22 protein-coding genes are annotated in these 23,328 nt (G+C 73.0%); 17 read left to right on the top strand and 5 right to left on the bottom strand.

The genetic code is table 11. From position 1 onward, the window contains the following. Nucleotides 1-131 precede the first annotated feature (131 nt). On the bottom strand, nucleotides 132-1,277 hold the full coding sequence (locus ABT048_RS33090; RefSeq protein ID WP_350525266.1) for an MBL fold metallo-hydrolase: 1,146 nt from the start codon (nucleotides 1,275-1,277) through the stop codon (nucleotides 132-134). Between the two features lie 314 nt (nucleotides 1,278-1,591). On the opposite strand from ABT048_RS33090, the gene fabG reads away from it, so the two are divergent. After that, nucleotides 1,592-2,311: a 3-oxoacyl-[acyl-carrier-protein] reductase gene (fabG, locus tag ABT048_RS33085; protein WP_350525265.1), complete on the top strand. Its 720-nt coding sequence runs from the start codon at nucleotides 1,592-1,594 to the stop codon at nucleotides 2,309-2,311. A gap of 2 nt (nucleotides 2,312-2,313) precedes the next feature. Further along, a complete protein-coding gene (fabI, locus tag ABT048_RS33080) occupies nucleotides 2,314-3,081 on the top strand; it encodes an enoyl-ACP reductase FabI (RefSeq protein WP_350525264.1) in 768 nt (255 codons plus the stop codon). 111 nt (nucleotides 3,082-3,192) lie between these two features. Here fabI and ABT048_RS33075 read toward each other — a convergent pair whose 3' ends face one another. Beyond that, on the bottom strand, nucleotides 3,193-3,867 hold the full coding sequence (locus ABT048_RS33075) for a FadR/GntR family transcriptional regulator (RefSeq protein WP_350525263.1): 675 nt from the start codon (nucleotides 3,865-3,867) through the stop codon (nucleotides 3,193-3,195). A 123-nt stretch (nucleotides 3,868-3,990) separates the two neighbouring features. On the opposite strand from ABT048_RS33075, the gene ABT048_RS33070 reads away from it, so the two are divergent. The 3 genes from ABT048_RS33070 to ABT048_RS33060 all read left to right on the top strand — a co-directional run bounded on the left by ABT048_RS33070 (nucleotide 3,991) and on the right by ABT048_RS33060 (nucleotide 6,220). Then, nucleotides 3,991-5,289: a CynX/NimT family MFS transporter gene (locus ABT048_RS33070; RefSeq protein ID WP_350525262.1), complete on the top strand. Its 1,299-nt coding sequence runs from the start codon at nucleotides 3,991-3,993 to the stop codon at nucleotides 5,287-5,289. A gap of 146 nt (nucleotides 5,290-5,435) precedes the next feature. Further along, nucleotides 5,436-5,558 (top strand): SGM_5486 family transporter-associated protein, encoded by a 123-nt coding sequence (locus ABT048_RS33065; RefSeq protein ID WP_267883116.1) that lies wholly within the window; start codon nucleotides 5,436-5,438, stop codon nucleotides 5,556-5,558. Nucleotides 5,559-5,692: 134 nt separating this feature from the next. Beyond that, the gene (locus tag ABT048_RS33060; RefSeq protein ID WP_350525261.1) at nucleotides 5,693-6,220 is read left to right on the top strand and encodes a SixA phosphatase family protein; all 528 of its coding nucleotides are present in this window, start codon (nucleotides 5,693-5,695) and stop codon (nucleotides 6,218-6,220) included. A 178-nt stretch (nucleotides 6,221-6,398) separates the two neighbouring features. Here the strand turns inward: ABT048_RS33060 and serB are convergent, their stop codons facing one another. After that, nucleotides 6,399-7,661: a phosphoserine phosphatase SerB gene (gene serB, locus ABT048_RS33055; protein ID WP_350525260.1), complete on the bottom strand. Its 1,263-nt coding sequence runs from the start codon at nucleotides 7,659-7,661 to the stop codon at nucleotides 6,399-6,401. A gap of 224 nt (nucleotides 7,662-7,885) precedes the next feature. Between serB and ABT048_RS33050 the strand changes: the two genes are divergently transcribed. The 4 genes from ABT048_RS33050 (at nucleotide 7,886) to ABT048_RS33035 (ending at nucleotide 13,400) form a co-directional block, all read left to right on the top strand. Continuing rightward, on the top strand, nucleotides 7,886-10,465 hold the full coding sequence (locus ABT048_RS33050) for an FHA domain-containing protein (protein WP_350525259.1): 2,580 nt from the start codon (nucleotides 7,886-7,888) through the stop codon (nucleotides 10,463-10,465). A gap of 295 nt (nucleotides 10,466-10,760) precedes the next feature. Further along, nucleotides 10,761-11,858: a GAF domain-containing sensor histidine kinase gene (locus ABT048_RS33045; protein ID WP_350525313.1), complete on the top strand. Its 1,098-nt coding sequence runs from the start codon at nucleotides 10,761-10,763 to the stop codon at nucleotides 11,856-11,858. Further along, nucleotides 11,851-12,519, top strand: a complete 669-nt coding sequence (locus tag ABT048_RS33040; RefSeq protein ID WP_350525258.1) for a response regulator — start codon at nucleotides 11,851-11,853, stop codon at nucleotides 12,517-12,519. The genes ABT048_RS33045 and ABT048_RS33040 overlap by 8 nt, the downstream gene beginning before the upstream one ends. 56 nt (nucleotides 12,520-12,575) lie before the next feature. After that, on the top strand, nucleotides 12,576-13,400 hold the full coding sequence (locus ABT048_RS33035; RefSeq protein ID WP_350525257.1) for a hypothetical protein: 825 nt from the start codon (nucleotides 12,576-12,578) through the stop codon (nucleotides 13,398-13,400). Nucleotides 13,401-13,500: 100 nt separating this feature from the next. Here ABT048_RS33035 and ABT048_RS33030 read toward each other — a convergent pair whose 3' ends face one another. Next, nucleotides 13,501-14,304 (bottom strand): Rv1486c family protein, encoded by an 804-nt coding sequence (locus ABT048_RS33030; RefSeq protein WP_350525256.1) that lies wholly within the window; start codon nucleotides 14,302-14,304, stop codon nucleotides 13,501-13,503. Between the two features lie 148 nt (nucleotides 14,305-14,452). Here ABT048_RS33030 and ABT048_RS33025 point away from each other — a divergent pair, with 148 nt between their 5' ends. The 7 genes from ABT048_RS33025 (at nucleotide 14,453) to ABT048_RS32995 (ending at nucleotide 20,692) form a co-directional block, all read left to right on the top strand. Continuing rightward, nucleotides 14,453-15,244 (top strand): ABC transporter ATP-binding protein, encoded by a 792-nt coding sequence (locus ABT048_RS33025; RefSeq protein ID WP_350525255.1) that lies wholly within the window; start codon nucleotides 14,453-14,455, stop codon nucleotides 15,242-15,244. A 153-nt stretch (nucleotides 15,245-15,397) separates the two neighbouring features. Beyond that, entirely contained in the window at nucleotides 15,398-15,820 is a 423-nt protein-coding gene (locus ABT048_RS33020) for an NfeD family protein (protein ID WP_350525254.1), read from the top strand. A gap of 10 nt (nucleotides 15,821-15,830) precedes the next feature. Beyond that, on the top strand, nucleotides 15,831-16,880 hold the full coding sequence (locus tag ABT048_RS33015) for an SPFH domain-containing protein (protein ID WP_350525253.1): 1,050 nt from the start codon (nucleotides 15,831-15,833) through the stop codon (nucleotides 16,878-16,880). Nucleotides 16,881-17,095: 215 nt separating this feature from the next. After that, nucleotides 17,096-17,854: a sulfite exporter TauE/SafE family protein gene (locus tag ABT048_RS33010; RefSeq protein WP_350525252.1), complete on the top strand. Its 759-nt coding sequence runs from the start codon at nucleotides 17,096-17,098 to the stop codon at nucleotides 17,852-17,854. A 60-nt stretch (nucleotides 17,855-17,914) separates the two neighbouring features. Then, nucleotides 17,915-18,094, top strand: a complete 180-nt coding sequence (locus ABT048_RS33005) for a DUF1272 domain-containing protein (RefSeq protein WP_350525251.1) — start codon at nucleotides 17,915-17,917, stop codon at nucleotides 18,092-18,094. 61 nt (nucleotides 18,095-18,155) lie between these two features. Beyond that, nucleotides 18,156-18,461, top strand: a complete 306-nt coding sequence (locus ABT048_RS33000) for a 4a-hydroxytetrahydrobiopterin dehydratase (RefSeq protein ID WP_350525250.1) — start codon at nucleotides 18,156-18,158, stop codon at nucleotides 18,459-18,461. Between the two features lie 116 nt (nucleotides 18,462-18,577). Continuing rightward, nucleotides 18,578-20,692 carry an outer membrane protein assembly factor BamB family protein gene (locus ABT048_RS32995; protein ID WP_350525249.1) on the top strand — a complete coding sequence of 705 codons (2,115 nt, stop codon included), beginning with the start codon at nucleotides 18,578-18,580 and terminating at the stop codon, nucleotides 20,690-20,692. An 81-nt stretch (nucleotides 20,693-20,773) separates the two neighbouring features. Here the strand turns inward: ABT048_RS32995 and ABT048_RS32990 are convergent, their stop codons facing one another. Beyond that, a complete protein-coding gene (locus ABT048_RS32990; RefSeq protein WP_350525248.1) occupies nucleotides 20,774-21,304 on the bottom strand; it encodes an HNH endonuclease in 531 nt (176 codons plus the stop codon). 316 nt (nucleotides 21,305-21,620) lie between these two features. On the opposite strand from ABT048_RS32990, the gene tyrS reads away from it, so the two are divergent. Further along, nucleotides 21,621-22,889: a tyrosine--tRNA ligase gene (gene tyrS / locus ABT048_RS32985; RefSeq protein ID WP_350525312.1), complete on the top strand. Its 1,269-nt coding sequence runs from the start codon at nucleotides 21,621-21,623 to the stop codon at nucleotides 22,887-22,889. The last annotated feature ends 439 nt before the right edge of the window (nucleotides 22,890-23,328 follow it).

Below are 23,328 nucleotides of genomic sequence, written 5' to 3'. Positions count from 1 at the left end.
GGGCTTCCGGCCAGCGCATTTCGTCCGGTGCGCTGCGGTTTCGGCCAGTACGACCGTCAGACCGGCAGCCTTTTCGGGCCGTCGACCACCTCCGTGGCGGGAGCGGTCGGGGCCCGCGCCGCGGCGGGCCGTCAGCCGACGGACTCCCACCAGCCGTCGAGCTCCGGCGGGTTGTCGACGTCCACCCGCTCGCCGGGGCGCGGCACCGCCAGCGGGACGGCGTGCGCCTTGGCCTCGTCGACCAGCCGCTCGATCGGCTCGGCCCACCGGTGCAGGCCCAGGTTGAAGGTGCACCAGTGGACGGGCACCAGCAGGCCGGCCGTCAGGTCCCGGTGGGCGAGGACGGCGTCCTCGGGGGTCATGTGGATGTCCGCCCAGGCCGCGTCGTAGGCGCCGATCTGGACCAGCGCGGCGTCGAACGGGCCGTGCTGCTCGCCGATCCGCGCGTAGCCCTCGAAGTAGCCGGAGTCGCCGGTGTAGAACACCTTGCGGTTCGGGCCGGCGATCACCCAGGAGCCCCAGAGGGTGGTGTTGCGGGTCAGCCCGCGGCCGGAGAAGTGGTGCGCGGCGGTCAGGGTGAGCACCAGCTCGCCCAGGTTGCAGGTCTCGTCCCAGTCCAGCTCGATGATCCGGTGCTCCGGGACGCCCCAGCGGCGCAGGTGGGAGCCGATGCCGAGCGGCACCGCGAAGGGCGCGGACTGGCTGCGCACCAGGCGCTTGACCGTCGCCATGTCCAGGTGGTCGTAGTGGTCGTGCGAGATCAGCACCGCGTCGACCGGCGGCAGCTCCTCCAGCTCGACCGGCACCGGGTGCAGCCGCTTGGGGCCGATGTGCGCGGAGGGGGAGCAGCGGTCGCTCCAGACCGGGTCGAGCAGTACCCGGAAGCCCTCGATCTCCACCAGCGCGGAGGCGTGCCCGTACCAGGTGATCTCCACGCCCTCGGCGGCCGGACCGGGCGGGGTGGCCGGGCGGACGGTCGGCACCGGGTGGGCGGGGACGCGGCCCTCGCGCTCGAAGAGCATCCGGCGGGCGGTGGCACCGTCGAAGCCGGGGGCCCCCGAGGTGCGGGCGAGCGTGGAGGGCGCGTTGTGGAAGACGCCGTCGCGGTACTGCGGGGAGTTGCGCACCCGCTCCTCGCGTTCGCCGTCCGGCCGGCGTCCGAACGCCGCCGGAAGGTCACGCAGCGACCAGGCGGCCGTGCCCAGGCCGGCCGCCAGGGCGGTGAGGGCCAGCAGTCGTCCGCGTCGGGAGGTGTTCCCGGGCCGTGCCTTGGTCATCCGCTCTGCCTTCGTCGCTCGCCGGGATGGTCGGGTGAACGGTACGGCAGGTTCCGGGCCCGCCCGTACCGAGGGGGCAACGGGTGCGCCCGCCCGTGTTGTTCCCGTACAGTCCCGCCGATCCGGGCCGGGCCCGGGGCCTGGGCGGTTTCGCCGGGACGGCCCGGGGACGGCGGGCACGCGTTGTCGGATTGCGACAGTTCCTTCGGTGCGGCGCTGTGGGAGCCCGATGCGCCGACACCGCCGACCGCCCGATAGCGTCACACTGCGTACGCAATCCGACGTACCGCTCACACACGGAGAGAGGTGGATCGTTGAGCCGCTCGGTTCTCGTCACCGGAGGAAACCGGGGCATCGGCCTCGCGATCGCCCAGGCCTTCGCCGAGGCGGGCGACAAGGTCGCCATCACCAGCCGCTCGGGCGAGGTGCCCGAGGGCCTGGAGAAGTACGACGTCCTCGCGGTCCGCTGCGACATCACGGACGCCGCACAGGTCGACGCCGCCTTCACCGAGATCGAGCAGAAGCACGGCGCGGTCGAGGTGCTGGTCGCCAACGCGGGCATCACCAAGGACACCCTGCTGCTGCGCATGTCGGAGGAGGACTTCACCTCCGTCGTGGACACCAACCTGACCGGCACCTTCCGGGTGGTCAAGCGCGCCTCCAAGCTGATGATGCGCGCCAAGAAGGGCCGTGTCGTGCTGATCTCGTCCGTGGTGGGCCTGTCCGGCTCGCCGGGCCAGGCGAACTACGCCGCCTCCAAGGCCGGCCTGGTGGGCTTCGCCCGGTCGCTGGCGCGCGAACTCGGCCCGCGCAACATCACCGTCAACGTGGTCGCCCCCGGCTTCGTCGACACCGACATGACCGCCGTGCTCAGCGACGAGCGCCGCGCGGAGATCGTCGCGGGCGTGCCGCTGGGCCGCTACGCTGCGCCCGCCGAGGTCGCGTCCACCGTGCGGTTCCTCGGGTCGGAAGAGGCCGCGTACATCACCGGAGCCGTCATTCCCGTCGACGGCGGATTGGGCATGGGTCACTGATCATGAGTGGAATCCTCGAAGGCAAGCGCATCCTGATCACCGGCGTGCTGATGGAGTCCTCCATCGCCTTCCACGCCGCGAAGCTCGCGCAGGAGCAGGGCGCGGAGATCATCCTCACCGCCTTCCCGCGCCCGAGCCTGACCGAGCGGATCGCCAAGAAGCTGCCGCACCCGGTCAAGGTGCTGGAGCTGGACGTCTCCAACCCGGAGCACCTGGCCGGCATCGCCGACCAGGTCCGCGAGCACCTGCCGAGCCTGGACGGCATCGTCCACTCGATCGGCTTCGCCCCGCAGGACGCCCTGGGCGGCAACTTCCTGAACACGCCGTGGGAGTCCGTGGCCACGGCGATGCACGTCTCGGCGTACTCGCTGAAGTCGCTGACCATGGCGCTGCTGCCGCTGATGCAGGACGGCGGCTCGGTGGTCGGCCTGACCTTCGACGCCCAGTTCGCCTGGCCGCAGTACGACTGGATGGGCCCGACCAAGGCCGCCTTCGAGGCGACCAACCGCTACCTCGCCCGCTACCTGGGCGAGCGCGACATCCGCTGCAACCTGGTCTCGGCCGGTCCGCTCGGCTCGATGGCCGCCAAGTCCATCCCGGGCTTCGAGCAGCTGGCCGACACCTGGAACCAGCGCTCCCCGCTGAAGTGGGACCTGAGCGACCCGGAGCCGGCCGGCCGCGGCATCGTCGCGCTGCTGTCGGACTGGTTCCCGAAGACCACCGGCGAGATCATCCACGTCGACGGCGGTCTGCACGCCATCGGCGCCTGACACCCCGCCCGTACGCCGCTGCCCGGCACCCCTCCCGCAGGGGGTGCCGGGCAGCGGCGTTCCGTCATGCCCGCACGTCGGCGACGTGCGACGGCCCGCGGTGCCCGGGGGTCACCCCTCGGTCGTCCCGCAGGCGCCGATGGCGCGGCCGGCCTCGACCGAGGCGCGCTGGGCGTCGCGCGCCCGGATGGCCTCCAGGATGGTGTCGTGGCCGATGTAGCGCTCGGCGATCAGCTCGGGGCCGACGTCGTGCCGCAGGTGCTCACGGGTGACCTCGCCGAGGTCGGCGTAGACGGCGAGCAGCACGTCGTTGTGGGAGGCGGCCACCACGGCCTGGTGGAAGGCGGCGTCGGCCTGGACGAAGTCCTCGGCGTCACCGGAGTGCCAGGCGTTCTCCCGGCGGGCCAGCGCGCCGTCCAGCAGCTCCAGGTCGCGCTCGGTGCGGCGCCGGGCGGCCAGGCCGGCCGCCGACGTCTCCAGCGCCGCCCGCAGCTCGGCGACCTGCGCCTGGTCGGCGTCGGCGAACCGGCGGTGCATCACCCCGGCCAGTTCGCTGGTGGCCAGCACGTAGGTGCCGGAGCCCTGCCGGATGTCGAGCAGGCCGTTGTGCGCGAGGGCGCGCACGGCCTCGCGCACGGTGTTGCGCGCGACGCCCAGCTGCTCCACCAGGGCGGCCTCGGTGGGGATGCGCGAGCCCACCGGCCACTCCCCGGAGGTGATCTGGGCGCGCAGCTGGGCGATCACCTGGTCGGACAGCGGGGTGCGCCTCGGCGAGGACAGCGCCACGGGGACTCCTTGCGACTACGGCTCGGGGCGGCCTTGGTGGAACGTGACCGGTGGATGAACGGTCGGCACATCATGCCAATTCCAGGGTGCATCAATTCATCCCATCATTCTATGATGGCGCACATGCCCGCAGCAGAGACCACCGCTTCCCCGCGGAACGAGGCCGGGCCGCAGACCGAGCGGCCCGTCGATTCCGCCCCTTCCAAGACCCCCTCCAAGTACCTCGGCGTGCTCTTCGCCGTCGCGATCGCCGCCGCCGCCGTCAACCTGCGCCCCGTGGTCACCAGCCTCGGGCCGCTGCTCGACCCGGTCCGCGCCGACCTCGGGATGAACCCGACCCTCGCCGGGCTGCTCACCGCCGTCCCGTCGCTGTGCTTCGCGCTGTTCGGCTTCGCCGCGCCGGCCGCGGCCCGCCGGATCGGCCCGATCGCGGTGGTCACGGCCGGCATGGCCGCCATCACCGCGGGCGTGCTGGCCCGCTCCTTCGCCGGCGGCACCGCGGTGTTCCTGCTGCTGACCGCGCTCGCCCTGGCAGGCGTGGCGGTCGCCAACGTGCTGCTGCCGGTGGTGATCAAGCGGTACTTCCCGGAGAAGGTCGGCCCGATGATCGGCCTCTACTCCATGGCGCTGTCCGCCGGCACCGCGCTCGCCGCGCTGGTCAGCGTGCCGCTGACCAACGCGCTCGGCGGGGACTGGCGCCACGGCCTGGGCGCCTGGGCCGGACTGGGCGCGCTCGCCCTGGTGCTGTGGCTGCCGGTGCTGATCGCCAAGCGCGAGCGCGGTGAGCGGGCCGCCGGCGCCGCCGCCCCCGCCAGGCTGCCGATCACCCGCAGCCGTACGGCCTGGGCGCTGGCCTGCTTCTTCGGCCTCCAGGCCACCGGTGCGTACGTGGTGATGGGCTGGCTGCCGAAGATCTTCCAGGACTCCGGTGTCGACAAGGGCACCTCGGGGGCGCTGCTCGCGGTCACCATGGTGGTCGGCGTGCCGGTCTCCTTCGTGCTGCCCAACCTGGCCGCCCGGCGCGGTGACCAGCGGCTCTTCGTGGTGGTACTGGCCTGCTGCGGCATCGCCGGCTACACCGGTCTGGCACTCGCCCCGGACGGGGCGCCGTGGGTCTGGGCCGTCCTGGTGGGCCTGTCGAACTGCGCCTTCCCGCTGGTGCTGACCATGATCGGGCTGCGGGCCCGGACGGCGGGCGGGGTGGCCCAGCTGTCCGTCTTCGCGCAGGGCGTCGGCTACCTGATCTCCGTCCTGGGCGTGATCCTGATCGGCCCGATCTACCAGATCACCGGCGAGTGGTACTGGCCGCTGGGCTTCCTGGCGCTGCTGCTGGTGCCGCAGATGCTGTTCGGCCTGCGGGCCGCCCGGCCCCGCCACATCGAGGACGAGGCGGTCCGTCCGGCGGCGGCCGTCCGGGCCTGACACCGGGCGGCCGGACGCGGGCGGCCGGGGCCCGGGCTCTTCGGGGTCGGGCCCCGGGGTCGGTCCCCGGGCTCGAAGGTCAAGCTCCGGCCAAGGCGGCGGGGCCGCCGGGGGACGGGCGTGTTCGGGATGGGAGAATTCCCGACATGCCCGTTCTCGACCCGAACCCCACCGACGGCCGCAAGCAGCTCGGCCGCATCGCCCTCGCCTTCGCCGCCATCGTGGTGCTGGTGGCGGTCATCGCCTCCGTCGCCACCTCGATGGGCTGACGGCCGTCCGACCGTAGCCCGACCGCCGTCCGAAGCCCCGGTGAACGGGGCATGATGGCACCCGACACCCGAGGGGGTGGCGGCAACCGGGAGCATCGCGCCGCCGGGCGGCTTTTCTGCCAAGCTTGCTGGGTATGAGCGCCGACACGCCCCGCAGGATCATCGTTCTCCGCCATGCCAAGGCCGACTGGCCGAACGGCGTGGACGACCATGAGCGGCCCCTGGCCGACCGGGGCCGCCACCAGGCCCCGGACGCCGGCCGCTGGCTGGTCGATTCCGGCATCAATCCCGACTACGTGCTCTGCTCCACGGCCCTGCGCACCCGCGAGACCTGGAAGCTGGCGGTGCACGAGCTGCCCAAGCGGCCCCGCAAGACCGTGTACGAGGACCGGATCTACGAGGCCAGCCCGGGCGAGATCATCGCGGTCCTCCAGGAGACCCCGGAGGAGTACGCGGACGTGGTGCTGGTCGGCCACAACCCCGGTGTACTGGGCCTGACCCAGGTGCTGGCCGGGGACGCGGGCGACCGGGACGCGCTGGAGCGGCTGCGGCTCGGCGGATTCCCGACGGCGGCGATCGCGGTGCTCAGCTTCAGCGGCTCCTGGAAGGGCGTCGAGCCGGGCGTTGCCGAGCTGGTCTCGTACTACACGCCGCAGGACTGACCCGGTACGCACGCGGAACGCAGGCGAGGGGCGCGCGGACCGGTCCGCGCGCCCCTCGTCGTCGTGGCCCTCCTCGGGCGGGCCCTGCCCGGTCGGCCGCTACTCGGTCGCTACTCGGCCACTGCTCGGCCGCAGCTCGGCCGCTACGCGCCCGCGGTCGCTCGTCCGCGGGCCGCGCTCACTCGTCCTCGGTCGGGGTGCCGTGCAGCGCGTCGGCCGCCTCGACCTCCTCGCGGGTGATGCCCAGCAGGTAGAGCACGGTGTCCAGGAACGGCACGTTCACCGCGGTGTCGGCGGCCTCGCGCACCACCGGCTTGGCGTTGAACGCCACCCCGAGCCCGGCCGCGTTCAGCATGTCCAGGTCGTTGGCGCCGTCGCCGATCGCCACCGTCTGCTCCAGCGGCACCTTCGCCTGCTCGGCGAAGCGGGCCAGCCAGCGGGCCTTGCCGGCCCGGTCCACGATCTCGCCGACCACCCGGCCGGTGAACCTGCCGTCCACCACCTCCAGGGTGTTGGCCGCCGCGAAGTCCAGCCCCAGCTGCTCCACCAGGTGGTCGGTGACCTGGGTGAACCCGCCGGAGACCACCGCGACCTGGAAGCCGAGGCGCTGCAGGGTGCGGATCAGGGTGCGCGCGCCCGGCGTGAAGCGGACCTCGGCACGGACCTTCTCCGTCACCGAGGCGTCCAGCCCGGCCAGCAGTGCCACCCGGGCCCGCAGCGACTCGGCGAAGTCCAGCTCGCCGCGCATCGCCGCCGCCGTCACCTCGGCGACCTGCTCCTCGCAGCCCGCGTGGGCGGCGAACAGCTCGATCACCTCGTCCTGGATGAGCGTGGAGTCGACGTCCATGACCACCAGGCGCTTGGCCCGGCGCTCCAGCCCGGCCGCGACCACCGCGACGTCCACCCGCTGGGTGGCCGCCTCCTGGGCCAGCTCGGCCCGCAGCTCCTCGGTGGCCACACCGGAGACGGCCAGCTCGACCGCCGTCACCGGGTACTTGGCGAGCCGGAAGACCCGGTCGATGTTGCCGCCCGCCGCGGTGATCCGGGAGGTCAGCGCGGAGACGGCGGCGGCGGTCAGCGGGTGACCGAGCACCGTGACGTGCGAACGGCCCTCGCGGCGCGGCCGGTTGTCGCCGATGCCGGAGAGGATCTCGGCCTGGAGCTTCTGCTCGTCGGCCCAGCGGTGGACGGTGGCCCGCAGCCCGCCCTCGGCGCCGGGCGCGGCGGGCGGGGTGACCAGGGCGCACAGCGTGATGCGGCCACGGGTCACGACCTGCTCGATGTCGATGACGTCGACGCCGAAGCCGGCCAGCGTCGCGAAGAGGCCGGCGGTGATGCCGGGGCGGTCCTTGCCGAACACCTTGACGAGCAGGGTGCGCTCGTCCGCGGTCCGGGGCTGGGCGGCAGGGAGGGGCTCAGCGGCCAGGGGCGATGCGTTCATGGTGTCTCCCACGCTACCCGTCGGCGGGTGGCCCGAGGGCACCCGTCCCACCTCGCGGGACGCCGCGGTCGCGCGCTCCGGTAGCAGCCTGGTCACAGTCACCCGGGCCGACTTTCATCGGCGGTCGGCGGGCTGGAATGATTCCCCCCGTCAGTCATCAGGAACATCGCACCCCCGGCGGGGGGCCAAATTCGGGGGAACCGAGAGAGCGGGGCAGGCGAGCAGTGCCGCAACTCGTCATTGAGATCAACGGACAGCAGCGGACTCTGGAGCCCGGGCGGTCCTACACCATCGGGCGCAACCCGCAGTCGGACTTCCCGTTCGACGACGCCAGGGTCTCCTGGCACCACGGGACCATCAGCTTCAACGGCAGCGGTTGGCAGCTGGACGACCACGGCAGCACCAACGGCACGTACGTCGCCGGCGCCCGCACCATGCAGGCCCAGCTGTTCCCCGGAGCCGTCGTCAACCTGGGCAACCCGGAGAACGGCCCCCGGCTCGGTTTCTCCGCGCCCGCACAGGCCGCCGCCCCGCACACCACCCCCGTGCACGAGGCCGCCACCGCCCGCGGCCCGGTGCCGCAGCCGCAGGCCTGGCCGCAGCAGGACCCGTACCAGCAGCCGCAGCAGCAGGCGTGGGCCGGCCAGCAGCAGGCCCAGCAGCCGTTCCCGCAGCAGCAGCAGTACGCGCCGCAGGCCCAGCACGGCTTCCCGCAGCAGCAGGGCTTCCCGCAGGACCAGGGCTTCACCCCGCCGCCGCAGCAGCACGACGGCGGTGGCCCGCAGCCGACGATGATCCGCCGGCTGGCCGACATGACGCGCACGCTGCGCATCGGCCGTGCGCTCGACAACGACATCGTGGTCTCGGACCTCCAGGTCTCCCGCCACCACGCCGAGCTGCGCCAACTGCCGGACGGCCGCTGGGAGATCGTCGACCTCGGCAGCCACAACGGCATCTTCCTCAACGGCCAGCGGGTCCAGCGTCAGCTGATGGGCGCGCAGGACCGCCTGACCGTCGGCCACTCCACCTTCACCCTGGTCGGCGACCAGCTGCAGGAGTTCGTCGACACCGGCGCCGTCTCCTTCTCCGCCCGCCACCTGACCGTCGAGGTCGAGCACAAGGGCGCCAAGAAGATCCTGCTCAACGATGTCAGCTTCGGCGTCCCGGAGAAGTCCCTGGTCGCGGTCATCGGCCCGTCCGGCTCCGGCAAGTCCACCCTGCTGCGCGCCCTCACCGGCTACCGCCCCGCCGACCGCGGCGAGGTGCTGTACGACGGGCGCAACCTCTACAAGCAGTTCGCCGAGCTCCGCTCGCGCATCGGCCTGGTGCCGCAGTCCGAGATCCTGCACCGCGAGCTCACCGTCCGGAAGGGCCTCAAGTACGCGGCCCGGCTGCGCTTCCCCGGCGACACCGAGGCCCGCGAGCGCGACGCCCGGATCGACGAGGTGCTGTACGAGCTGCGCCTGGACAAGCGCGCCGACAACAAGATCACCGCGCTCTCCGGCGGCCAGCAGAAGCGCGTCTCGGTCGCCCTGGAGCTGCTCACCAAGCCGTCGCTGATCTTCCTGGACGAGCCCACCTCGGGCCTCGACCCGGGCATGGACCGCGAGGTCATGCAGATGCTGCGCGGCCTCGCCGACGACGGCCGCACCATCCTGGTCGTCACCCACTCGGTGGCCGAACTCGCGCTCTGCGACCGGCTGCTGGTGATGGCGCCGGGCGGTTCGGTGGCCTACTTCGGCCCGCCGGACGAGGCGCTGCACTTCTTCGGGTACGAGACCTGGGCGGACGTCTTCCAGGCCTTCGAGAACTACCCGGACCACGACTGGGCCGGCCGCTACCGCGGTTCGGTGCACTACCAGCAGTACTCCGCCCCGACCGTCGAGGCGGGCGAGGTGCAGCACGTCCAGGTCGCCCAGGAGGCCGTCAAGCCGCCGAAGCCGCAGAGCTGGGGCTCCCAGCTGTGGACCCTGATGCGGCGCTACATGTCGGTGCTCGCCTCGGACCGGGGCTTCCTGGCACTGTCGGTGCTGCTGCCCGCCGTCATCGGCGCGGTCAGCGTGCTGATCCCCAACGCGCCGGGGCTCGCGCCGAACCCGAAGTCGCAGCTCGGACTGAACAGCGGGGCCGCGACGATCCTGCTGATCCTGGCCATCGGGGCCTGCTTCTCCGGCGCCGCCAACTCGGTCCGGGAACTGATCAAGGAACGGGCGATCTACGAACGGGAACGGGCCACCGGGCTCTCCCGGTCGGCGTACATGATGTCCAAGATCATCGTGCTGGGCTTCTTCAGCGTGATCCAGGGCGCCATCATCTCCGCCGTCGGCTTCCTGCCGCGCAAGCTCCCCGAGCACGGCCTGATCGTCAAGAACCTGCCGATCATCGAGATGACCATCGGCATGATCCTTCTCAGCTTCGCCGCCATGATGTTCGGGCTGATGATCTCCGCCCTGGTGAAGACCGCCGAGAAGACCATGCCGCTGCTGGTCATGTTCGCCATCGTCCAGGTCGTCTTCACCGGCTGCCTGTTCCAGATCTTCGGCAAGCCCGGCCTGGAGCAGGTCGCCTGGCTGATGCCGGCCCGCTGGGGCACCGGCATCGTCTCCACCACGCTCGACCTGTCCAAGCTCATGGGCCCCTGGAACAAGGACTTCCAGCACCCGGACTACGACCCGCTGTGGAAGCACGCGGTGGCCCAGTGGGCGATCGACGCGGGCGTGCTGATCGTGATCTCGGTCGCGATCGGCGTCCTGGTCACCCGGCTCCAGCGCCGGCACGAGCCCGAGGTCATGCAGAAGGGCTGAGCCCGCTGCCCGACCGCCGAGGGGCGGCCTTCCCGACCGGGGAGGCCGCCCCTCCGCCGTTCCCCCCGCCCGCCGCCCGGCCCGAACCACGGGCCCGGCGCCGTGTGGGTCCGACGGCCTAGGTCCCCGGACCTGCGACCGCCCCGGCCGCAGGCGGACGCGACCGCCCCGGCCGCGGCGGTAGTTTGGCGGTATGCCCAGCACCACCGGAGACCACCCGGCCCACCAGGGCCCACTGCCCGCCTGCGACCCCTGCCTGTCCGGGATCGAGGCCGTCAGCCAGGCGCTGCTCGCCATGAGCCGACACCTGGAGGTCCGCGAGGTCCTGCGCCGCATCACCGCCTCCGCCCGGGAACTGCTCGGCGCCGAGTACGCGGCCCTGGGCGTGCCCGACGACCACGGCGGCTTCGCCCAGTTCGTGGTCGACGGCGTCACCGACGAGCAGTGGCGGGCGATCGGCCCGCTGCCCCGCCAGCACGGCGTGCTCGCCGCGATGCTGCACGAGACCGGCCCCATCCGCCTCGCCGACGTCCGCCGGGCGCCCGCCTTCGGCGGCTGGCCCTCCGCCCACCCCGAGATGGACGCCTTCCTCGGCATGCCGATCCTGGACACCGACGCGGCCGAGGACGAACCGCAGGTGCTGGGCGTCGTCTTCCTCGCCAACAAGCGCGGCGGCGGCCTCTTCACCGACCACGACGAGGAACTGCTGCGGATCCTCGCCGCCCACGCCGCCCTCGCCCTCTCCAACGCCCGGCTGTACGAGCGCAGCCGCGAACTGACCCTGGCCGGCGAGCGCGCCCGAATCGCGCACGACCTGCACGACGCCGTCTCGCAGAAGCTCTTCTCGCTGCGCCTCACCGCCAAGGCCGCCGCCAAGCTCGTCGACCGCGACCCGGCCCGGGCCCGCGCCGAACTCGCCGAGGTGGCCCGGCTGGCCGCCGAGGCCGCCGACGAACTGCGCGCCGTCGTCGTGGAGTTGCGCCCCGCGGCACTGGAGGAGGACGGGCTGAGCGCCACCCTCGCCTCCCAGGTGCAGCTCCTCGACCGGGCGCACACCGCCGACGTCGCCTACGCCGCCGACGGCGTCCGCGCCCTGCCGCCCGCCCAGGAGGCCGCCCTGCTGCGGGTCGCGCAGGAGGCGCTGCACAACGCGCTGCGGCACTCCGACGCCGGCCGGGTCACCGTCACCCTGACCGGGACGCCCGCGCGCGGCGCCGTGCTGCGGGTGCGCGACGACGGGCGCGGCTTCGACCCCGAATCCGTCCGCCGGGCCGGCCGCCACCTCGGCCTGGCCTCGATGCGCGACCGCGCGGCCGCCGTCGGCGGCACGCTCACCCTGGAGTCGGCCCCCGGCCGGGGGACGCTCGTCGAGATGGAGGTCCCCGGTGCCTGAGAGCACACCGTCGATCCGCGTCCTGTTGGTCGACGACCACCAGGTGGTCCGGCGCGGGCTGCGCACCTTCCTGGAGGTCCAGGACGACATCGAGGTGGTCGGTGAGGCCGCCGACGGGGCGGAGGGCGTCGAGCGGGCCCGCGCACTCGACCCCGACGTGGTCCTGATGGACCTCAAGATGCCCGGCGTCGACGGGATCGAGGCGCTGCGCACCCTCAAGGGCGAGGGCAGCCGGGCCCGGATCCTGATCGTCACCAGCTTCACCGAGCACCGCACGATGGTCCCCGCGCTGCGGGCCGGCGCCGCCGGGTACGTCTACAAGGACGTGGACCCGGAGGCACTGGCCGGGGCGATCCGCTCGGTGCACGCCGGCCACGTGCTGCTCCAGCCGGAGCTGGCCGAGGCCCTGCTCTCCGACGACGGCCCGCGCGCCCCGCAGGGCCGCGGCGGCACCCTCACCGAGCGCGAGCGCGAGGTGCTCGGTCACATCGCCGACGGCCGTTCCAACCGGGAGATCGCGCGCAGCCTGCACCTGTCGGAGAAGACGGTGAAGACCCACGTCTCCAACATCCTGATGAAGCTGGACCTCGCGGACCGCACGCAGGCCGCGCTCTGGGCGGTCCGCAACGGCGAGACCCGGGACGCCGCCGCGGACGCCTGAGGGGATGTCAGTGGGGTGTGCGAGGGTGGGCGCTGACACCGCATCGAGGGGGAGCCGTGGGGGAGCCACGCACGGTCTACGGGCCGGTCACACTGGCCGAGGCGCTGGGGCTGACGCAGCGCCTGTTCAAGCGGGCCCTGCGGTTCGGCCTGGTGCCGCCCCCGGACGTCGAGGACAAGCGCTGGTCCCGGGCGCTCGCCGAGCCGGTGCTGCTGCGGCGCGAGGAGATCGCCGCCGCCCTGGAGGCCGAGGCCGCCGAGCGCGCCGCGAAGTTCGCGCGGGCGACGGCCCGGGAACGCGATTCCTACGGGCCGGAGCTGCTGCGGCGCAGGCTCGGGCTGACCGGCTGGCAGTTCGAGGAGGCCCGGCAGCAGGGCCTGCTGCCCGAGCCGGACACCGAGGACGGCCAGTGGTCCGCGGACCTGGAGGCCCGTCTGCGGGCCGGTGCCGCGGAGCTCGTCGCCCGGCTGGGCACCGTGCCCCGGGTCGGCGCCGTCAAGGCCGCCACGGCCCTCGGGCAGGCCACCGGGCTCCCGGTCGTGGCCGAGGACGTCCACCGGCTCACCGAAGCCGGGGTGCTCCGGCCCGACGGAGAGTTCAAGGGCAACCCCACGTACGGCGCCGAGTCCCTGCTCGCGGTGCCGGCCGCCGCGGTCGAGGAGGCGGTCACCGACCGGCTGCGCCGGGCCGAGGCCGCCGCGGAGGCACTGCGGGCGCGGTCGGCGCAGAGCCTGTCGGCGGCGGAGGCGGCCGAGGAGCTGGGCTGGTCCGCCCGCCGCCTGGAGACCGTCACGGCGCGCGGCGGCCTGGCCGTCGGGCCCGACGGCCGGTACGACCGGGCGGAGGTGGCGGCCCTGGCCGAGGCGGACCCGTGGCGCTGACACCGCGGCCCGCCCCGGCGGCGCGCACCGTCCAACGGGTCGGCGTCCGGTGCACGAGGGGTCGCATTCCGGCCAGGTACGAGAGCCGTCCCGCGCGCCCTCAGCGGGCCTCGCGCTCGTCCACCAAGGCGTTGTAGGCGGCCACCTGGGCCCGCCGGGCGGTGCGCCGCAGCGGCGCCAGGACGGACTGCCGCGCGGCCATCTCGGAGGCGCTGACGGCCGCGCCGTGGCCGCCGGAGGCGATCGACAGCAGGGCGGACACCTGCCGGGCCGACTCCAGCACCCGCACCGCACGAGGCGGGTAGCCGGGCGCCAGCAGCTCGGCGTGCCCGCGCCGGCGGTACGCCTCCAGGGCGCGCAGCGCCTCCGGCCCGGCGCCGGCCACGTCGAGCCGGGTGAGCAGCACGGTCGCCTCGCGCAGCCCGTCCGCCAGCTCACGCTCGGCCTCGTGCAGCGACGGCACGTCCGCCGGCGGTGTGTCGTTCACCTCGGAGCAGCGCCACAGCACGGTCGCGGAGCGGTCCCCGGCCGGGCCGAACACCTCGACCTCCGGCACCAGCCCGAGCGGCACCCCCACCGCCAGGACGGCCTCGCCCGCGGCCATCGCGCGCTCGTTGAACGGCCCGGGGCCGGTCAGCCCCAGCGGGTGCCCGGCCGAGGGCAGCGCGAGGCGCAGGCCCTTCACCCCCAGCACCCGCAGCCGGCCCAGCGCCCAGGTCAGCCCGTGCTGCTCGCCCGGCTCGTCCCCGGGCAGCCCGGTCACCCGGTGGCTCTCGTCGGCGCCCAGCACGGCCGCGGCGGCGTTGTCGGGCGGCACCAGGCCCGCCAGCAGGGCGTTGCCCCAGGCGGCCAGCCGCCCCGAACGGGGCTCTTCGTACGGATTGTCGGCAGGAGTCGCGAGCATCCGGCCAGCCTACGGAATCGGCGGTCATCCGCGTGGCGTAGGTTTGCCCATGCGTGTGCGGCGCACCCACCCGTGCCCACCGGCTGCCGGAGTCGGCGTGCCGCCCGCACCGACGGCCGAGAATCTTGTTTTTGGGGAAGGCGTAGGCATGAGCGACGTGCTGGAGCTGGTGGACGTATCCGTGGTCCGGGAGGGGCGCGCGCTGGTCGACCAGGTCTCGTGGTCCATCTCCGAGGGTGAGCGCTGGGTCATCCTGGGCCCGAACGGCGCCGGCAAGACCACCCTGCTGCAGATCGCCTCCTCGTACCTGTTCCCGACCTCGGGCAAGGTCACCGTGCTGGGCGAGAAGCTGGGCGAGATCGACGTCTTCGAGCTGCGCTCCCGGATCGGCCTGGCCGGCGCCGCCATGTTCGACAAGCTGCCGGCCGAGCAGACCGTGCTGCAGACGGTGCTCACCGCCGCCTACGGGATGACGGTCAGCTGGCAGGAGAGCTACGAGCAGTCGGACGAGTCCCGCGCCCTCGCGCTGCTCGACCGCCTCGGCATGGCCGGCCTCACCGGCCGCAAGTTCGGCACCCTCTCCGAGGGCGAGCGCAAGCGCACCCTGATCGCCCGCGCCCTGATGACCGACCCCGAGCTGCTGCTGCTCGACGAGCCGGCCGCCGGCCTGGACCTCGGCGGGCGCGAGGACCTGGTCCGCCGGCTCGGCGCGCTCGCCCAGGACGAGTTCGCCCCGGCGATGGCGATGGTCACCCACCACGTCGAGGAGATCGCCCCCGGCTTCACCCACGTCCTGATGATCCGCCAGGGCAAGGTGCTCACGGCGGGCCCGATCGACACCGAGCTGACCGCCCGCAACCTCTCCAAGTGCTTCGGCCTGCCGCTCACCCTGGAGCGCCACGGCGACCGCTGGTCGGCCCAGGGCCTGCCGCTGGGCTGACGCCCCGTCCGCCGCTCCTCCGCCCCCCGTTCCGCCCCCTCTCCGCCCGTCCTGCGCGAGGCCGTCGGAACCGGTCGCACGTGCGACCGGTTTCCGCCCCTCGACCTGCGGGAACTGTCCGCCTCGAAGGCCTTCGCTCCCTAGGATGGACGTGTGGACAGCTGGATCTGGTGGCTCCTGGCCGCCGCAGGGCTCGGCATACCGCTGGTTCTCACCGCGATGCCGGAGTTCGCCATGTTCGCGGTCGGAGCGCTGGCCGCCGCCGGCGTGGCCGGGCTGGGCGGGGGAGTGGTCCTGGAGACCGTGACCTTCCTCCTGGTCTCGGTCGGGCTCGTGGTCTTCGTCCGCCCGATCGCCTACCGGCAGCTCCAGAAGGGCCCTCAGGTCAAGATGGGCATCGAGGCGCTGCACGGCGCCACCGCGGTCGTCGCGGAAACCGTCGACGGGGAGGGCGGCCGGATCAAGCTGAACGGCGAGATCTGGTCGGCCCGCGCGCTCCACCCGGAGCAGGTGTACCAGCCCGGGCAGCAGGTCGACGTCGTCGAAATCCAGGGCGCGACCGCCCTGGTCGTCTAGGGGAGAGTCCGTGGAACCCGTCCTTATCGTCCTGGTCGTCCTGGTCGTGGTGGCCTTCATCGCGCTGATCAAGACGATCCAGGTCATCCCACAGGCCAGCGCGGCGATCGTGGAGCGCTTCGGCCGCTACACCCGGACGCTCAACGCCGGACTGAACATCGTCGTCCCGTTCATCGACCGCGTCCGCAACCGGATCGACCTGCGCGAGCAGGTCGTCCCGTTCCCGCCGCAGCCGGTGATCACCCAGGACAACCTGGTCGTCAACATCGACACCGTCATCTACTACCAGGTCACCGACCCCCGCGCGGCCACCTACGAGGTCGCCAGCTACATCCAGGCGATCGAGCAGCTGACCGTCACCACGCTGCGCAACATCATCGGCTCGATGGACCTGGAGTCCACCCTGACCTCCCGCGAGGTCATCAACGCCGGTCTGCGCGGCGTCCTGGACGAGGCCACCGGCAAGTGGGGCATCCGGGTCAACCGCGTCGAGCTGAAGGCGATCGAGCCGCCGACCTCCATCCAGGACTCGATGGAGAAGCAGATGCGCGCCGACCGGGACAAGCGCGCGGCGATCCTCACCGCCGAGGGCCAGCGCCAGGCGCAGATCCTCAAGGCGGAGGGTGAGAAGCAGGCGGACGTCCTGCGGGCCGAGGGTGAGGCGCAGGCCGCGGTGCTGCGCGCCGACGGTGAGGCGGCCGCGATCCGGACGGTCTTCGAAGCCATCCACGACGGTGACGCCGACCAGAAGCTGCTCGCCTACCAGTACCTGCAGACCCTGCCCGAGCTGGCCAAGGGCGACTCCAACAAGCTCTGGATCATCCCGAGCGAGGTCGGCGACGCGCTCAAGGGCCTCGGCGGCGCCTTCAACGGCCTGACCGGCAACGGCGGCGGGATCAACGGCGGTGCCGTCGCGGCGCCGAGCGTCCCGAAGGCGTCCCCGGCCACCCAGGTGCCGATCGACCCGGCGTCCGGGCCGCGGCCGGTGGACACCGACAAGGGCGCCGCCCGTCCCCGGGTGGACCCGACCCGGGAGTTCCCCAAGATCGACCCGGAGTGACCCGGACCGCAGTGACCCGGCCGCAGTGAGCGGTCGAGGCGTGCTCCGTCGAGGGCCCGCCGCCGTACGCCTCCCGTACGGCGGCGGGCCCTCGGGGTTTCCACGGCGCCGTTCGCGGCGGTGTGGCGTGCGTCCCGAATCGTGGGCGGGCCTGGCCGGGCGGGAGGGCGGTCCGGCATGATCCCCTCGGACAGGACCGAGAGGAGGAGTGACCCATGACGCTCTGGGAGGCGGTCGCCGTCCTGGTGGCCGGGGTCGGCGCTGGGATGATCAATGTGATCGTCGGTTCCGGCACCCTGATCACCTTCCCCGTCCTGCTCGCCGTCGGGATCCCGCCGGTCACCGCCAACGTCTCCAACTCCTTCGGCCTGGTGCCCGGTTCGCTCAGCGGCGTGATCGGCTACCGCCGCGAACTCGCCGACCAGGGGCGCCGGGTGCTGCGCCTGGGAACCGCCTCGCTGCTCGGCGGGCTGCTCGGCGCACTGCTGCTGATCAAGCTGCCGAGCGCGGCCTTCGACGCGATCGTCCCGGTGCTGATCCTGCTCGCGCTGGTCCTGGTGGTGATCCAGCCCCGGGTGGCCAGGGCCGTCGCCGCCCGCCGCCGGCCCGGTGGCGACCCGGACGGCAGCCCGGTGCTGCTGGTCGGGGTGTTCCTCACCGGCATCTACGGCGGCTACTTCGGCGCCGCGCAGGGTGTCCTGCTGATGGCGCTGATGGGCATGCTGCTGCAGGAGGACCTGCAGCGGATCAACGGGGTGAAGAACGCCCTGGCGATGATCGTCAACGCCGTCGCCGCGCTCTTCTTCCTGTTCACCTCCACCGTGAACTGGGCGGCGGCCGGGCTGATCGCGGTGGGTTCGCTGGTCGGCGGCCTGGTCGGCGCCAAGGTCGGCCGCCGGCTGCCGCCGGCCGTGCTGCGCGGGGTGATCGTGGTGGTCGGCCTCGCGGCGGTCACCAAGCTGCTGGTGGGGTGAGCGGCCGTAGGGCCGCCGTTGTACAGATGTCGGATCGTACGAGAGTCACAGGAGTAGGCCATGGCCCTGGAGATGCGTGAGACCTGCGAGCGCTGCGCGGTGTCGCTGACCGCCGACGGCGCCGCCTCGATATGTTCCTACGAGTGCACCTTCTGCCCGGAATGCACCGAGGCCATGGCCGGCGCCTGCCCGAACTGCGGCGGCGAGCTGGTGGCCCGTCCGCGTCGGAAGGCCGCCTGACCCCGGCACCCCGGAGGACCCCGGGCGCCCGGAGCACCGACGACCGAGCAGGAGCGCAGCGATGAGCAGCAGGGCACGGCTGAGCGAGGACGAGATCACGGCGGCCCTGGCGGCGCTGCCGCAGTGGACCCGCGAGGGCGACGGCATCGTCCGCAGCGCCGACGCCCCGGACTTCCCCGCGGGGATCCGGGTGGTCGTCGCCGTCGCCGAGCAGGCCGAGTCACTCGACCACCACCCCGACATCGACATCCGCTGGCGCACCCTGCGCTTCGTCCTGTCCACCCACAGCGCCGGCGGCCTCACCGGCCTGGACTTCACCCTGGCCGCCCGCATCGACGAGGCACTGCGCGCCGAGTCCGCGGCCTGATCCCGGCCGGCCGGCCCGCCGGGAACGTACGCCGAGGGCCCGGGTCGTCCCTCCGAGCGGGCGTGAGATGCTGACTGCCGCATCGGCAGGCAGGCGGGCACGGAGGGACGGAACGGATGGCGCAGGAGCCCTTCGGAGACGCCCACGCCGGGCAGCAGCCGTGGCACCCCCAGGGACAGCCGGGCCAGGGGCAGCAGGCCCAGGGCCTGCCGGACTGGCAGGGCGGCGGGTACTACGGGCAGCAGGCGCAGGAGCAGGCGCACTGGCAGCAGCAGTACGACCGGACCGGCTACGCGCACGCCGGTCACGGGCAGAGCGGCTACGACCAGGGCGACCACGGACAGGGCGACCACGGACAGGCCGGCCACGACCCCGGCGGGTACGCGCAGAGCGACTACGGGCAGAGCGGCTACGGGCAGACCGGGTACGTCGAGGGCGGTTACGTCCAGGGGCAGTACGGCGGCCAGGACCAGTACGGCGGCCAGGACCAGTACCAGCCGTTCCCGGACCACGCACAGACCGTGCAGCCCCCGCAGTACGCGCCGTACCCCGAGCACGCGCAGCAGTACGCGCCGTACGCCGCCGCGCAGCCGGCCGGGGAGGGGCTGTACGTCCCGGCGGGAGCGGAGTACTCGGCGGACGGTTACGTGCACGTCGAGGAGGCCGAGCCGGAGCCGGAGTCGGGGCCGACCAGGCCGGGGAAGACCCCGGGTTCGACCGGGGAGGACGCTCCGGAACCCGAGGCCGAGGCCCGGTCCACCGCCCGGTCCGCCGCCCGCTCCCGGTCCGCTTCCCGCAGGGGCGGTGACGGCGGTTCCGGTCCCGCGTCGGGTACGGCGTCCGGCCCGAAGCCGGGCCCGGAGTCCGGCAGCTCGCTGTCGGCCAAGGCCCGGAAGGCCGCCGACGCGGTGCTGACCGGGGAGCACGTGCCCAGCCGCAAGGCCCTGTTGGTGCGGGCCGGCGCCGGCGTGGCCGCACTGGGGGTGCTGGTCACGGCCGGTCTGATGGTCGGTGCGGAAGGCGGCGGCAGTGCGGCCGCGAGCAGCGGCGGCGAGCCCGGGTTCACCGTGGCGCACACCCGGGCGTGGTCCGCGCAGCCCGCCGCGGCCGGGCAGTCCGCGGGCGACGACACGCTGGTCGGCAGCTGGCTGCTGACGGACGCGGTGGTCCGGGCCGACGGCTCCGGGGTGCACGCGTACGACCGCGCCGGCGGCAAGTCGACCTGGTCGGTGGAGCCGCCGGCAGCCGGCGCCGTCCCCTGCGGACTGTCGACCGGAGTGACCCAGGCGGGCCTGGGCGCGGTGCTGTTCCGCCCGAAGGCGGACCCGAAGAGCCCCTGCGCGCTGGTGGCCGCCGTGGACACCAAGACGGGCAAGACGACCTGGACCAAGGCCCTCTCGGACACCAAGGGCGCCTACTCCGCGCGGGTCGGCGTCACCGAGGACAAGGTGGTCGCGATCGGCGACGACCACGCGGTGGCCTGGGAGTCGGCGGACGGCAAGGACGTCTGGCAGTACACCGGGCAGGGCAAGTTCTGCACCCTCTCCGGCGGCGTCAGCGGCAAGACCGTGCTGGTGGCCTCCTCCTGCGCGGACTCGACGCCCGCCGACCAGGCCGTCTCGCTGAACGTCGCGGACGGCAAGGTCGGCTGGTGGCGGGGCCTGAACAACCAGCCGAAGACGGTGACCGTGCTGTCCGCGGAGCCCGCTGTGGTCCTCACGACCGGCGACAAGCCGGAGAACGACCGGGTGTTCGCCTGGGGCGCCGCCGGGGACCCGGCCGCCGAGATCCCGGTGGTCACGGAGAGCGGCCGGCTGGACGTCACCCACGGCGCCTTCACGGCCACTCCCGAGGTGTTCTTCGAGGGCCGCACCATGGTCACCACCCTGACCCCGGCGAACGGCGGCGGGCCGGCCGCCGCGGTCGGCTACGACCTGGAGACCGGCAAGCAGCGCTGGAAGGTCCCGATGTCCGCCAAGGGCACCGCCCGGGCGGTCGGCATCGACGGCGGCTCGCTGGTGATCGCCGCCGACGAGCGCCGCGACGAGCCCGCCCACCTGACCCGGTTCCCGCTGGCCGGCGGCGGAGAGGCGACCGGCGGCAACTTCCCGCCCGGGACCGGCTCGCTGCTGGTCTCCGGGCGGGTGCTGATCGGCGGCGGTCAGGTGGTCGTGGTGCCCGAGCACTCGGCCAACTACGGCACGGCTGCCGGGTACCAGGCGAAGGGCTGAGGCCGCTTCCTCCGCCGTCCCCGGCCGTGGGCTTCCGGCGTCCCCGGCCGGAGGGCTGCTTCCGCGGCCCCCGCCCCGGGGCTACGCGGCCGGGACGGGCAGGCCCGGCACCGGCGGCAGCCAGTCCGCGAGCTCCCGCGCCTCCGAGCCGCGCAGGCCGAGCGCCAGCATCAGGCTGGCCTGCGGGGTCGGCACGAACGGGCGCCGCAGCAGCTTCATCCCGGCCTGCTCCGGCGTCCGGTCGGCCTTGCGCTGGTTGTCCTCCGCGCACGCGGCCACGGTGTTCAGCCAACTGTCGGCACCACCGCGCGACTTGGGCTGCAGGTGGTCCACCGTGGTGGCCCGCCGCCCGCAGTACGCGCACAGGTGCTGGTCCCTGGCCAGGACACCCCGCCGCGTCCACGGGGCTTGTTGTCGGAACGGCACCCGTACGTACCGTTGCAGTCTGATCACCCTCGGGACCGGGACGGCGACACCCGTCCCCCGGATCGAGCGCAGCGGGTGCGCCTGCTCCACCACCGCCTTGTCCTGGAGCACCAGGACGACGGCGCGCTGAAGCGACACCGTCGTCAGGGGCTCGTAGCTCGCGTTCAGAACCAGCGTGTTGCGCACTCGGCACACCCTTCCCACGGGCGTGCCACGGCGGCACGACCGTCTCCACACACGTCACTGCCGCCGCACGGCGGTGACACCACTCTGAACGGGCCCGCAGCCGACGAACAACGGAATTTCCGGTATCACGGAGGGGCCCGGGGGATCGGGGAGCCGCAGCCGGGAGGGTGCTCAGGGGGAAACGAGGGGGTGCCTCGGGGAAAACTCGCTGGCCGGAACCGCGTAGGCTCTATCAGGCTGGAGTCGTACCGACCCGGGGCCCGGACGGAACCGGGCCGCAAACGGGCGGACGCCCGACAGAAGGAGAAGCGTGACCGTGACGGACATCGTCGACGAGCTGCAGTGGCGTGGGCTGATCGCCCTGTCCACCGACGAGGACGCACTGCGCAAGGCGTTCGCGGACGGCCCGGTCACGTTCTATTGCGGCTTCGACCCGACGGCCCCCAGCCTGCACCTCGGCAACCTGGTGCAGATCCTCACCATGCGCCGCATCCAGCAGGCGGGGAACCTCCCGCTCGGCCTGGTCGGCGGCGCCACCGGCCTGATCGGGGACCCGAAGCCCACCGCCGAGCGCGTGCTCAACGACCCCGAGACGGTGGCCGGCTGGGTGGAGCGCCTGCGCGGCCAGATCTCGCGCTTCCTCGACTTCGAGGGCCCGTACGCGGCGCGCATGGTCAACAACCTGGACTGGACGTCCGGGATGTCGGCGATCAGCCTGCTGCGTGACGTGGGCAAGTACTTCCGGGTCAACAACATGATCGCGAAGGAGGCCGTCGCCCGACGGCTCAACTCCGACGCGGGCATCAGCTACACCGAGTTCAGCTACCAGATTCTCCAGGGCATGGACTACCTGGAGCTGAACCGCCGCTACGGCTGCAGCCTGCAGACCGGCGGCAGCGACCAGTGGGGCAACCTGACCGCCGGCACGGACCTGATCCGCAAGGCCGACGGCAAGTCCGTCCACGCGCTGGCCACGCCGCTGATCGTCAAGGCCGACGGCACCAAGTTCGGCAAGACCGAGTCCGGCACGGTCTGGCTCGACCCCGAGCTGACCACTCCGTACGCCTTCTACCAGTTCTGGCTGAACGCGGACGACCGGGACGTCTCCAACTTCCTGCGGATCTTCAGCTTCCGCTCGAAGGAGGAGATCGAGGAGCTGGAGCGCGAGACCAGCGAGCGCCCCGCCGCCCGCCTCGCCCAGCGTGCCCTCGCCGAGGAGCTCACCACCCTCGTCCACGGCGCCGAGCAGTACGAGCGCGCGGTCGCCGCGTCCAAGGCGCTGTTCGGCCAGGGCGACCTCGCCGACCTGGAGGCCCCGACCCTGGCGGCCGCCCTGGCCGAGGTCCCGAAGGCCGAGGTCTCCGAACTCCAGCCGGTGGTCGACCTGTTGGTCGCCGTCGGCCTGGCGCCGAGCCGTTCGGCCGCGCGTCGGACGATCAAGGAGGGCGGTGCCTACCTCAACAACGTCAAGGTGACGGACGAAGAGGCGGTGCCGACCGAGGCCGACCTGCTGCACGGCCGCTGGCTGGTGCTGCGGCGCGGCAAGCGCAACCTGGCGGCGGCGGAGCTGGTCTCCGCCGGCTGACTCGTCGGCCGACCGACTCGGCTGGCTGAAAGCGCACCCGCTCTGAGCTGAGGCTTCGAGCATCGAGGGCCGGATCTGGACAGATCCGGCCCTCGACGTTTGACGATGCCGTCCAGGTGGCCTAGTGTTGAACGAGTCGCTGGAGCGGCCACCCCGTCCGGCAAGACCCACTCTCACTTCTCGTAACCCATTCACATGGGTTCGTTGGCGTTTCCGTCAACAGGGTGTGAGTGTGAATTTCGAGTGACACTCGGAATGCGCTAACGTGGTGGATGTCGCGAAAGCGGCCCCGACCAGTTCGGGAAATCGGATGAATGAAACTCCGGAAAACGGAGCGGAAAACGTCTGATAAGCTGGAAACACGAAAGAACGAAGCCCGGAGGGTCCGCTGGAAGGCGGTCCGAAGGAAGCGTCCGTTCCTTGAGAACTCAACAGCGTG

This window comes from Kitasatospora sp. NPDC096140 (genome assembly GCF_040303045.1).
GTDB lineage: Bacteria > Actinomycetota > Actinomycetes > Streptomycetales > Streptomycetaceae > Kitasatospora.
This window is presented reverse-complemented; position numbering and strand designations above follow the sequence as displayed.